The organism is Synechococcus sp. R6-7 (assembly GCF_047461695.1).
Taxonomy (GTDB): Bacteria; Cyanobacteriota; Cyanobacteriia; order Thermostichales; family Thermostichaceae; genus Thermostichus.
The window spans coordinates 1-12,190 of record NZ_JANSHS010000060.1 but is presented as its reverse complement, the minus strand read 5'-3'; the positions used below and the strand labels follow the sequence as shown (position 1 = coordinate 12,190).

General features: G+C 60.0%; 8 protein-coding genes. 6 read left to right on the top strand and 2 right to left on the bottom strand.

The window, feature by feature from the left end; all coding sequences use genetic code 11:
- The first annotated feature begins 242 nt into the window (after positions 1-242).
- The 5 genes from NW815_RS02330 to NW815_RS02310 all read left to right on the top strand — a co-directional run bounded on the left by NW815_RS02330 (position 243) and on the right by NW815_RS02310 (position 5,828).
- Positions 243-1,733, top strand: a complete 1,491-nt coding sequence (locus tag NW815_RS02330; protein WP_414415674.1) for a cellulose synthase — start codon at positions 243-245, stop codon at positions 1,731-1,733.
- Between the two features lie 256 nt (positions 1,734-1,989).
- The gene (locus NW815_RS02325) at positions 1,990-3,765 is read left to right on the top strand and encodes an MBL fold metallo-hydrolase (protein WP_414387851.1); all 1,776 of its coding nucleotides are present in this window, start codon (positions 1,990-1,992) and stop codon (positions 3,763-3,765) included.
- Positions 3,766-3,819: 54 nt separating this feature from the next.
- The gene (locus NW815_RS02320) at positions 3,820-4,575 is read left to right on the top strand and encodes an ABC transporter ATP-binding protein (RefSeq protein WP_011432379.1); all 756 of its coding nucleotides are present in this window, start codon (positions 3,820-3,822) and stop codon (positions 4,573-4,575) included.
- A gap of 189 nt (positions 4,576-4,764) precedes the next feature.
- A complete protein-coding gene (locus NW815_RS02315) occupies positions 4,765-5,340 on the top strand; it encodes a TIGR04376 family protein (protein ID WP_414329872.1) in 576 nt (191 codons plus the stop codon).
- A gap of 191 nt (positions 5,341-5,531) precedes the next feature.
- Positions 5,532-5,828, top strand: a complete 297-nt coding sequence (locus NW815_RS02310) for a PipX family protein (protein WP_011432377.1) — start codon at positions 5,532-5,534, stop codon at positions 5,826-5,828.
- Between the two features lie 61 nt (positions 5,829-5,889).
- On the opposite strand, the gene pheS is transcribed toward NW815_RS02310, so the two are convergent.
- Together pheS and nrdJ are read right to left on the bottom strand one after the other, a co-directional pair.
- Positions 5,890-6,891 (bottom strand): phenylalanine--tRNA ligase subunit alpha, encoded by a 1,002-nt coding sequence (gene pheS / locus NW815_RS02305; protein ID WP_011432376.1) that lies wholly within the window; start codon positions 6,889-6,891, stop codon positions 5,890-5,892.
- A gap of 133 nt (positions 6,892-7,024) precedes the next feature.
- The gene (gene nrdJ, locus NW815_RS02300; RefSeq protein WP_414415673.1) at positions 7,025-10,480 is read right to left on the bottom strand and encodes a ribonucleoside-triphosphate reductase, adenosylcobalamin-dependent; all 3,456 of its coding nucleotides are present in this window, start codon (positions 10,478-10,480) and stop codon (positions 7,025-7,027) included.
- A gap of 322 nt (positions 10,481-10,802) precedes the next feature.
- Here nrdJ and NW815_RS02295 point away from each other — a divergent pair, with 322 nt between their 5' ends.
- A complete protein-coding gene (locus NW815_RS02295) occupies positions 10,803-12,017 on the top strand; it encodes a site-2 protease family protein (RefSeq protein WP_414415672.1) in 1,215 nt (404 codons plus the stop codon).
- Positions 12,018-12,190 lie beyond the last annotated feature (173 nt).

Genomic DNA, 12,190 nt, shown 5'->3' with positions numbered 1-12,190 from the left:
TGCATAGTTGAACAGTGATGTTCAGCAGTGCTCAGCGTAAATGTATCAGTTTCTTCCGCAAGAGAAGATTCTCGCTTCTGTCGACCAAGCTGCTTGCCGGGCTGAAAACTGTCTGCTCCAGAGCAGACAGGGTTTTGCTGTTGCTGATTCCTGAACTTTTTTCGTTCTTGAGGATTGGGGCCAGCCGGAAGAGAAGAGGAGCTAGGGATCCCTGACCACTTAGGGGCGAAAATGGCAAAAGCGTGGAAGGCAGAAAGCTGATGCGGGTGTATTTGTTTCGCTGGGCAGGGTTGCTTCACCTCATTGCCGGGGTGATGTACCTCTACTGGCGACTGACAGCCGGGCTGATGGATTTGGGATCCCTTTTGTTTTGGGGGGCAGAGCTGTATGTTTGGCTGGCGGCGGTGGGCTTTACCCTCAGCCGCTATCCCCAAGTGCCGAGAGAGACGATCCCATCCCCAGAGGTCCTGCGGCGGTCGTTTTTCCAATTGCCGCGGGTGGATGTACTGGTGCTGCGCCAGTGGGATTCCGTAGAGGCAACCCGGCAAACAGTGCTTTCGGCTCTGCACCTCGACTACCCTTGGGAGCGGTTGTTTGTCCACATTGTGGATCGGGTAGAGGATGAGGAGATGGCCAAGGCGGCGCGGGCCATTCCCTGCGAATACTGGGCCTGCCCTAGCCCCACAGCCGACCCCCTGGCTTACGCGATGGGATCCCCTCATATCCAAGGGGAGTATCTCCTCCTAGTACAGCCGGGCCATTTTCTCGAGCGGGACTTCCTGTGGCAGACCTTGCCCCACTTTTACGACTCGCCGGAGCGGGCTCCAATTGTCAACCGAACTGGCTTTGTGCAGGCAATGCTGCGCACCCTAGGCCAGCCCAGAGCCGTTCACCCCCTGCAACAGCTTTTGGCGGTGGGATCCCAGGGCTACCAGGCGGCACCCCTGTTGGGTTCTGGCTGTCTCATCCGGCGCAAGGCTTTGGAAGGGATCCCGCGGATCGACATTCGTCGCCCTGTGCAGTTGGGGTGTCAGATGCACTGCCGCGGCTGGCAGTCTCAATTGGTTCGCCAAACCCAGGTTACGGGTGTTTTGTTGCCCTTGCGCAACCGCCGCGTTGCTTTGCTGGCTTTGTTTTCGGCCTTGAGGGAAAATCCCTTTTGGGGCAAGCCGACCACGCAGCAGCAGCGCTTTCAATACCTGTGGCTGGCCCTCTGGGCTGCCGGTGGGATGGCGGAGCTGGTCTACTTGGCGGTGCCGATGGTCTTTCTCTGCACGGGGTGGATGCTGGTGCCGGCCTTTGACCGGGTCTTCTTCGCGTGGTTTTTGCCTTATGCTCTCCTGGGGCGCATCAGTTGGCTCTTGGCCTTTCCCCCCCATCTGTGGGGGGCAGCTTGGCAGTCGGAACGGCAGACGGGCAGCCAGTTTTTTCAGTCCATCCAGGCGCTGGTGCAAAGTCTGCAGGGAGTGCCCCCCTATCCCGAGCAGCCTTCCCAGCTCTCCTTAGGACCTCAGGCTCTGGCTATTGTGCTGACTTTTCTGGCTATGGGGGTGGGATCCCTGCGTTCTGCCGGCAGTTGGGATCCCTCTTGGCCTGAGCTGCTGTTTGGCTTGGTCTGGGCCTTCTACAACCTGATGATCCTGACGGTGCGCCCCGACGATCACGATTTTGCCGGCTTTGCTTTTCCCAGCAGCAGCGCCGCTGCGGCGACAGAAGAGAGCGCCGACCCATAGGCTGCCAAGCCAAGACAAGTTCATCGCAAAACCAAATCCCCACATCCATTCAGCTGCTGCATGGATGAAATGGCAGGCTGCCGCGGCAGATGGTGGGCAAACGCTATGCTGTGAGAAGTGTAGGATAAGTGGATCGGCACAGGTTGTCTCCAACTCTCCGGGGAGGTGTACCGGTGGAGAGGGGGGATCCCTGGCCAAGTCGCCCCTCCTGTTTGCAGGATTGAACGCGGTCTTCTAGGTTCAGAACGACACACCTGTGGAGTCAGAGAGACCCCCCCTTCGACTGCTCCCCCTGGGTACGGATCCCTGGCAGCAGGGCTGTGCCTATTGGCTGGAGATGGGATCCCACCGTTTGCTTCTCGATTGCGGGTTGCCCGCTCCTGCCCTCTTTAAGGCTCTGCCAGGGATCCCGGATGCGGTAATCTGCAGCCATGCTCACTTTGACCATGTGCAAGGGCTACCTGCTTTTCATCGTCGTTACCCTCAGGTACCTCTCTACGCCACGCCGGTGACTGCTCATTTGGCCGCCGGTCTGTGGGAGTGTGGCGTTTGGCCAGGCTACGACCGGGACATTCGCTTTCCCCCCTTTCGGGCGCTGCCTTTGGGCCGGGCGCGAGAGATTTTGCCCCATCTGATGCTCACTTTCTTTGCGGCTGGGCATCTGCCGGGAGCGGCGGCAACCCTGCTGCAAAATACCCAAACCACTCCGGCCCAAGCCTGCGTGTACACGGGCGACTGTTCCCTGGCCTCAACTCGCTTTGCCCCCGGCTTGGATCTCATTGCTTTGCGCCACTGGCAGCCGGACGTGTTGCTCATCGAGGCTTCGCTGGGATCCACCCGCCATCCACCCCGTCGTCACCTGGAAAATCGCTTGGTGGAGCGGTTGCTCAGCGCCTTGGAAGCGGGGCAAACGGTGCTGTTTCCCCTGCCAGTGTTGGGGTTGGGGCAGGAGCTGATCTTTCTCCTCAAAGCCCACCACCGCTTTACCCAAGCCCCCCAAGAGCTCAAGATATGGGTGGCGCCGGGGCTGGCGGCAGGCTGCAATCTCTACGAGCGCTTGCTCACCTACCTGCCGGAGCCGGTGCGCAATTTCGCCACCTACCAGCCCTTGTTCTGGGAAGACCGCCTGCAGCCGCGGGTTCAGCCCCTTACCGAAGCGGATCCTCTGCCCCAAGGCTTGCTGCTGTGCGACGCCGATGCCGGGCCTGAGGCTTGGGATCCAATTTGGTCGAGGTTGTTGGCCCAACCGCAGCGCTCCTGTCTGCTGGTGCGGCTGCCGGAAGTGGAGCTGGCTACCCCGTTTGAGCGTTGGCCGGCGCCGCTGCGCTCCCGCATTGCCGTTGAATGGATAACCTGGCACAGCCACAACGATGTCGGGCATCTCACCCAGATCATCCACACCTTTCGCCCCCAGCATTTGGTCTTGGTTCACGCCGACCCCAAGCAGGCTCAGGATCTGGCGGATCTGCCGGAGCTGTGCAATCGCTACCATGTCCACTGCCCTCAGCCTGGGCATTGGCTGGAGTTGCCCGATGGCCGCCTGCAAACCCCGGTCAAGCTCCCGGATTCTCCTGCCGAGGTCACGGATCCCGCTGTGCGCTACGAGGGGGAGGTGGAAGAAGTTTGGCAGGAGCAGGGCTCGCCGCGGACTTTGGCGGGGGTACAGGTGCGTCTGCCGCCCCAGATTACCCAGGATCCCCGTTGGCTGGCCTGGGCCGATACCGGCCTGGTGGAAGCCCGCTGGCAGGGATCCGAACTGGTGCTGCGCGGCCTTTCTCCACGGGAGCTGATCCGCCCGGCAGAGGCTGCCCCTTCTCCAGCAGGGATCGTGCCGCGTCCAAAACAGCCTTCTGTATCCAGTCATCACGGTGGCAAAAAGTGCCAAAATTGTCGCTTTGCCCGCCAGATCTTGACTTCCCAAGCCCAAGCCTTTCGCTGCGATCAGGAACGCTCCCCCCTCTACCGCCTCAGGGTGGATCCCCAGGGGAGCTGCCCCTACCATCAGCCGCAGGAGATCCGCTCTTCCGGTTAGCCGTCAAGCCAGGGAAGCCCAAAGGCTAGAATGGGGCAAGTCGCGGTGCCAACCATGCTTGAGCAAGATTCCTGGGCAAATCATCGCCGTGGGCCGGTCGGATCCCTGGAGCGCCCAGCCGAGGCCTTGGCTGCGGCCAGCCCGCCCGTAGTGCAGATGGTTGGGGTGAACAAAGTCTATCCACTGCCGGAGGGCAGTTTTCAGGCCCTCTACGATATCGACTTGGCGATCCAGCCGGGAGAGTATTGCGCCATTATGGGGCCCTCTGGATCCGGCAAATCCACCCTGATGAACCTCATCGGCTGCTTGGATCGGCCCAGCTCAGGGCGCTACTGGCTGGATGGGGTGGAAGTTTCCACCCTGACCGATCGCGATTTGGCCCACATTCGCAACCAAAAAATCGGCTTTGTCTTCCAGCAGTTCCATCTCCTGCCCGTCCTGACAGCGCTGGAGAACGTCATGCTGCCCTTGGCCTATGCTGGGATCCCGGAGCCGGAGCAACGCCGGCGGGCCAAGCAAGCCCTAGAACAAGTGGGCTTGGGGAGCAAACTGCAGCAGCGTCCGGCCCAACTCTCCGGCGGCCAGCAGCAGCGGGTGGCGATTGCTCGTGCCATTGTCAACCGACCCCAACTGTTGCTGGCTGATGAGCCGACTGGGGCTCTGGATAGCCATACCGGCCAGGAAGTGCTGAACCTTTTTGCGGAGCTCCACCGGCAGGGCATCACCCTGGTCGTGGTCACCCATGACCTTGAAGTAGCCCAGGCCGCCCAGCGCATTATCCGGGTTGGGGATGGCCGTTTGCTGGATTGAGAGGGATCCGCCTGGGGGCAGTTGGGCGGTTCCCAGTTGCGGTGAACTGGCGTGCCGGATGGATCCCTGGCCTCACTTTGGGTGAAGGTCGAAGGGAATGTCTTAAACGGGCATGGGATAACCCTATCTAGGATGGCCCAGCTTGGGCTACTCTAAACGCAACTGAGGGCTTGGGAAGAGGATCCGTCCATGAAACTGATCGAAGATATCATCCGATTTTTGGAAACCCGCCTGGAGGAATTTCTCAGGGCCCACCCCGAGATCGAGCTGCAAGCCCTCGATGAGCAGTTGCGCCAGCAGGAATCGGATACCCTGCAGCTGTTGCAGGAAAGCCGCGTCCAAGAGGAGGCTCTCCAAAAAAGCATTCTCAACTTGGCTGAGGAGATCAAAACCTGGCACTTTCGCATTGAGAAGGCGCAGCGGGCCAATCGCCCCGATCTGGCCGAAGGAGCGCGACGCCGGGAGGCTGAGCTGTTGGAGAGGGGCAGCCAGCTATGGGGTCAAATGAAAGCCCAAAAGGAGAAAATCCAACAAATGGAAGCCCTGCTGCCGCAGATTCGCCAGCGCCGCCAAGAAGTGAAGGCTAAGCTGCAGGAGGTAAGAGCCGCGCAAGCCAAAGGCATCGACAACCCGGACCGGAATTTCAGCCCTTGGGGAAAACCTTTCGAGGCTTGGGATGAATTGGAAGAGCAATTTCGTCAGCTAGAGGTGGAAAACGAATTGAATGACACGAAGAGGAAGGTGCGGGAACAGCAGCGGCGGTAACAGCCTGACCCAAAATCTTGTTAGTTTGCTAATGTTGAATCCAGTCGCAACGGCCAAAATCGAGCTGGGCGGAACTTGTGATTTAAGCCCTTGGTCTCAAGAGCCATAGCCACATCATTTCCAGAACTTTCTCTGGCACCGACCGGGAAGAAAAGTCTCTCCTCTCTCCCAAGAGTGATACGCTATTGGGCATGAATGAGTTGTATCTGAATCACCCCACATTTGGTCTGCTCTACAGCCTGTGTCAGGTCGACGAAAATCAGGCTCTCTTCACCACGCTCTACGCCCAAAGGCTCTTTTTTCGGGTTTACTTCAGGCCGCCGGATAACAGCGGGGATCCTGCTGCCATGGAGGAGTTGGTCTTCGATCCGATTAGCCGTAATGAGGCTCGCCAGCTCATCGAAGAGCAAATGCGCCTGCTGCGCCGTGCTGCCCGCCAAGATGAGCTAGAACAATTGCAGTTGATCTACAAGCAAACCTTTTCCTGACAGAGGTTTTTTCGAAGGTCTGGCACAGCTGAGGGTGAGGGTTTCGTCCCCCAATAGCCACCTAAAACTGAGACAGAAAGCGCAGGTCGCTGGTATAAAACAGGCGGATATCCTGAATGCCGTGGAGGAGCATGGCCATCCGCTCAATGCCGATCCCTGCCGCAAATCCGGTGTAGCGCTCCGGGTCGTAGCCCACCGCTTGAAATACATTGGGATCCACCATGCCGCAGCCGAAGATTTCCAGCCATTTCGAGCCAAAGCGCACGTCCATCTCAGCAGAAGGCTCGGTAAAGGGAAAATAGCTGGGCCGAAAGCGGGTTTCTCGCTTGCCCAATAGGCGGGTGATGAACGTGTTGAGGGTGCCCTTCAGGTCGGAAAAGGTGAGGTTCTCGCCCACCGCCAAAATTTCCATCTGGTGAAACACGGCGGAGTGGGTGGCATCCACGGTATCGCGGCGCATCACCCGACCGGCATGCACAATGCGCAGCGGCGGCTGGTGTTGCTCCATGTAGCGCACCTGCACCGAGGAGGTTTGGGTACGCATCAGGTAGCCATTGGCCAGGTAGAGGGTATCCTGCATATCCCGCGCCGGATGGTCGGCAGGGGTGTTGAGGGCCTCGAAGTTGTAGTACTCCGTCTCGAGCTCAGGCCCATGCACCACGGTGTAGCCCATTCCCACAAAGATATCGAGCATGCGGTCGATGGTGGCCTGCAGCGGATGGATCCGCCCCAGAGGCCGACGGGGCCCGGGCATAGTGACATCCAGGCGCTCTGCTTCTAGGCGGGCCAGCAGTTGAGCTTCACCAAGGGCCTGTTTGCGCTGCTCCAGACTGGATTGGAGGGCCTCTTTAAAGGTGTTGGCCAAAGCGCCAATGGCAGGCCGTTCTTCTGGGGGCAGCTTCCCCATTCCCCCCAAGATTTTGGAGAGCTTACCTTTCTTGCCCAGGTAGTCGATGCGGATCTGTTCCAGAGCCTCCAGACCGTCAGCTTGTTCCACTTGGGCGAGGGCCTCGCTTTGCAGGGTGAGAAGCTGTTGGCGAAGCGTGTCTTTTTCGTCTTGCATGGGGCCGATTCCAAGGGCAGAAGGGATCCCTGGGGTTGTGAGGAGTCCCTACAAAGGTATCACAGGAGGGAGCTCGGTCGCGCCTTTGCATCCGATGGGGTTGGTCGGCAGCAGGGGGAACCCTTTTGGGGAACTAGCTCTGAGGCGCCGAATCTGGCAACAGACACCCCAGAGCGTCACACCCTGCCGGCCCCTCTGCTGTCAGGGTCAGGTTGCGGTCGTGGCGGGCCAGGGCCGCGAAGAAGTTATCTGTCCGCCGTCTCTGCTTGACCTCGGCCACCAGTCGTTCGTAGGTGGGCTTGTCGATTTTCTCAAAAGGCAGGCGGGGGAAGGGGGCATCGAAGCGGGCCAGCAGCGCTGCGCTGATGTAGCCCTCGTCGTCGCGGATGGCTTCGTAGATACGGGATCCCAGAGCTTCCACCTCGTCCTCCCGCAGCTCGATGGTGGCGGAGGTGTTGTGGGTGGTGTAGTACCTCTGAACCTGCATATAGAAGTCAAACTGGGCCAGGGCCGAGAATTGCTCGATCTCGATCTGGCCAGCACCGGGCAGGTTGGCCCATTCTACTTCCACAGGCAGTTCCACCAGCCATTCGGTACAGCGGGGATCAAAGGGGTCGTTGAGCAAGTTCCCGTTTTCATCTTTGTCCGCCTGAGCAGGTACCACCGAGTAGCCATAGTCCAGACAGGCCAGCGCCACCGGGTCATTTTTGGCAAAGGTGATGCGGCGGATGTAGCGTTGGGCTTTGGGCGGGTGCCAGCCGGGAGAGGCGTTGGTGAGCAGCGACTTGGTGCCGGCGGGCTGAACCGTGGTGCAGCGGTTGGGGCGGCGCAGGCTGTGGCGGTCGCAGTAGTCCCAGACCACGCGGTGGACGATCTCCTTCCAGCGGCTGAGGTATTCCCGCTCCTGCTGCTTGAATTCCTTCCCGATGGGGGTATCGGGTCTCCCTTCCTGCCACCAGCGCAGCCATTCAACCCCAAAGGCTTTGACGCAAAAGTCGAACAGGCCTGTGAACGAGACGCCGACGATGGGATCCCATTCCCGCGAACGCTGAAAGCGGGGTTCCACAAAGCGGTGGTGGAGTAGGGCTGCCACCGTGAGGGCTCCCGCCGTGAAGGCTTCCTCTTGCTCTTGCCGGTTGTGGGGATCCAAACGGTTGAGGTGGATCTCGGCCAAGTTGCAATGGAATGTGTGGCCAATAATCTCGCCACAGTTGTGGACAACAAACCCATTGGCATCAAAGCACGCTGGGCCGGGGACAGTACAGTCATACACCGGCTCTACCCCGTCTGCCTCAAGGGCAGCAACCGTCACAGCAAACCGCTCTCGGTTGAGCTGGCGCTTGTAGCCATTCAGCAGTGCCTCTAGCTTTTGGGCTTTGTGCGGTTCCCGAAAGCCGACCCATTCCTGGAACAGATGCAAGTTGTCGTTGGCAATAACCAATTCGTGCTGGGCTTTGCAAGCGTATGGTGCAGGTTGGCGAGCACTGTTCGGCAGCAGGCGATATCCAGCAGGACGGCGATTCTCATACAAAACTGCAATGATGCCCAGCCGCGCCAGCATGCGCTGAACCGCTTTGAGGGTACCCAGATGGCTTTGAGAGAGCCGCACGCTAACCCCTTTCTCCTGATTACCTTGCACGCTGCCATCCGCATCAAAGAGCCCGCACAAGAAGCCTCGATGAAACTGGAAGCTGGTGGCTTCGAGCGCCTCTGTCATCTGCTTTTGTCCGGGCCTCATGCCGAACTGGGCCGCCAGTTTTGCCAACCCCCTGGAGCCGATAACCCGCAACCCAAGCTGCGCATAGTGATATGCCTCTGGCTGGCGGGGCTCGTAACCCACTGCCGTTTGCAAAAGCTGAATCGCATACTGGCTCATTTCGGCTTGGGTATCTTGCCAATAGCGTAATAAAGCCGTGTCGTTCCACGGGGTTGCCGTAAGGCTACCGTCACCCAGCAAATTCCCCAAAAGCCAGCCTTCTTCCCAGGTACCCGCCCCATCCCACGGGGTGAGATCGCGATGGTTGTGCAGCAGGATGCGGTCGCCCGGTTGTAGGCTTTCTGCCGGTACCCACTCGGTGTATTGTGCCTTTTGGGTTTGAGCGGTGACTTTGAGAACCCGATGGTTGCCTGTCAGCCGCAGAGAGAACCCTTCCTTGGTCAAAAGCTTCAGCACAGGCTTGGTACCGGAGTAGAAGAACCCCTCCGGTGTGGTACTGAATAGTTCTCCATTGACATAGGTGCTGTGCTGCTTCCCAATCAGGTCTCTCACCTGGCGCGGCCCATCGCCCGTGTGCACCCAGGTATCGGCTGTCACGCAGGGATTCAGCCCATAGCGCCACAGGCGATCCTGAAGTTCCTCTTCCCCTAGGGAGGGATCCCGTCCCTTTAGCCATTCTCGGGCCGTTCCTGCCTCATAGGCTTTGAGAAAGTCGGGTTTTAGGTCGGGTGGGATAAGGTCGCAATTGGCCCGTGCTACGGCTTCCCCGGCCCACTGGATGGCGCCCTCACCGGAGTAAAACTGCTTCCGCACGGCCTCAATACATTCTTCCCGCGTCGGCTTGCGGTGAAACACCCGCGTGTGGTTGGCCATGCGCAGGGCATCTCGCTCGGGGTCAATTCTCCAGTTGCCGTTTTCGTCCTGCTGCCAGAGGTTGTCTTTGGCGGTGGATCCCAGCTGGTCGTCGGCAGCAAACTGACGAATGCCAGCGCTACGACGAATGTTTCCCGCCACCACCACCACCGCCGCCTCGTCAATGAGCAGGCAGCATTCCACGGAGTTCAACTGCCGCCCTACTGCCCTGTTGAGGATGGCGGCACAGCGCTCGTACAAGCCGGGCAGCTTAATGGGGTTGGCCACGCCCCCAAATCCCTTCAGCCTCTCGCCGGCAGGGCGGATATCGCTCAGATCTACCGTCACGTCCACCTGACCGCCAAAGCCGGGATCCGACGCCAGCTCCAGCAGCGCTTGGTAGGACTCCACCCAGCCGCGGCGACTGTCTCCCACCTGGATGTGCACCTGGGATCCCTGCCGGTGGATGCGGGTGTGCTCCTGCCGCTCTTCGGGAGGGGTGGTGCCGATGGATCCCTTCACGTGAACCCGCAGGCGGTTGACAATGGGGGGCAACTGGCGGATGAACTGGGGTTCCAGCACCGCTCCCGTGCCGCAGCCCATCATGGCCAGATCCATCATCAGGCCAAAGGCCCGCCAGTCCACCACCGCCAAACTGGTGCAGTTGTAGGCACCGGAGAAGTTTTCCGGCTTCTGGATCCAGTCGGTGCCCATCACCCACAAGGCTCGACCGGAGATCAACGCCTTCAACTGCCGCTGCAGACGTTCTACCAACTGCCGCTCCTGAGGGGTGAAGCGCCCCAACCGGGCAATATCGGCCAAGGTGCGATCGCAAACCTCGCTCCAAGTCTCGCGGCTGCCATCTGGGCGGCGACGGCTGTAGGTGCGGTAGAACACCGGGCTGGCCGCCGGGGCTGTGGCCGGAAACTCGCCCAGAGGCAGGGATCCCGTCGTTTCAGCGGGATCAAGTCCCTGTACTTCTTTGCTCTGTTCGCCTGAGCGGGACGAAGTCCACACCATAGCCACACCTCTTCTGCAAAGCTCGGTAGTTCCGACTCTTGAGCACCGGTTGGCAACCCCGCCGACCCAATGCCCAACCACGTTATCACAATCTTCAGGGATCCGGTGTTGTAGGTAGTGTTGTGCCCTGAGAAGATCTTTAAGAGCCTCTAGGGATAGGGCAGGCCCGCTGTCTGCCGGGGGAGCCGCAAGGGAACGGAAGGCCCGGCAGAAGGGCTACAGTGGAGGAGAGGGATCCCAAGTTAAGGGGCTGCTTGTCGTCTTCAACGGCACCTTCCTGGGCCTTCTCCCCAGTGAGAGCTGTGTAAGGAGTTGTATCGTCATGACCAGTCGCCTGCGCATCGGTAGCTTGTGGGGGATCCCCTTTTTCATCGACTACACCTGGTTCCCGGCGGCCCTCCTGCTGGTGCTCTCCTACGGGGTGTTGACGGCGATGGGGTTGTTTCTTTCTCTGCTGGCCCATGAGTTGGCCCACAGCTTGGTGGCCCGCGCCTATGGAGTACGGGTTAACTCCATCACCCTGTTTATTTTTGGGGGTATGGCGGCGATTGAGCGGGAAGTTCCCCGCCCCCTTGGGGCTTTTTGCGTGGCGGTGGCAGGCCCTCTCCTCAGCTTGGGTCTGTTTGTTTTCTTCAGCGTGGCCCGGGCTTGGGCTGTGCCGGAGTCGATGCTGGCCTCAACCCTTGCCAGCTTGGCTGCCATCAACCTGACGATTGCCCTGTTTAACCTGCTGCCGGGCCTGCCTCTGGATGGGGGGCAAATGCTCAAGGCGGCCATCTGGGGTTGGACAGGGGATCGGCAAAAGGGTATGCTGTGGGCGGCCCGAGCCGGCCAGGGGGTGGGCTGGGGTTTGGTGGGGCTAGGTCTGCTGGTGGTATTTTGGGGGAGCCTCAACGGCCTCTGGGTGGGGTTGATCGGCCTGTTTATTTTGAACACCGCCCGCCGCTACAGCCAGTACGCGCAACTGCAGCAGGTGCTGGCCCGCCTGAAAGCTGCAGATGTGATGACCCGCCAGTTTCGGGTTTTGGACGCGAACATGAGCCTGCGGGAGTTTGTGGATCGCTATCTGGTGCCTTCTTCTCTCAGGCCGGAAGCCCCAACTCAACCGGCGGACGTTTATTTTGCTGAGGAAGATGGCCGCTACCGTGGGCTGGTCAGGCCAGAATTGCTCAACGACATCGAGCGCAGCCAGTGGGATCGCCTCACCCTGAAAGCCATTCTCAAGCCGATGGAGCAACTGCAGGGGGTACGAGAAGAGACCCCCATTCCCCAGGTGATTCAGATGATGCGCCAGGCAGAACCCCGCCGCATTTTGGTTTTCACGCCCACCGGCGCCATTGCTGGCTTGATCGACCGGGGGGATGTGGTGGCCATGGCTGCCCGGCAGTTGGGGGTCGTGCTGCCCCAAGAGGTGGTGCAGCGGGTGCGCGATAGCGAAGAATGGCCCCCTGGATTTCAGGTGGAGGACAATCTGGCCGGAGAGGGATCCCCCAGTCTGGCTTGGCAGGGATCCCCGGATTTCCATCAAGAGCCTTAGTTGGGGAGATGGGTGGACAGGGGGCGGCCCAAGGCGCCTAGGTTCTTCCTCTTCCACAAAAGGTTCCCCAAAAGGGGCGGAGCGTTTTGCCTCCGCAAGCCGGGGAGAGAAGACCAAGAAAAGTAGTCTCAGATACTATTTCCGGGAGACCCTCTCCATCTACAATTAAGACT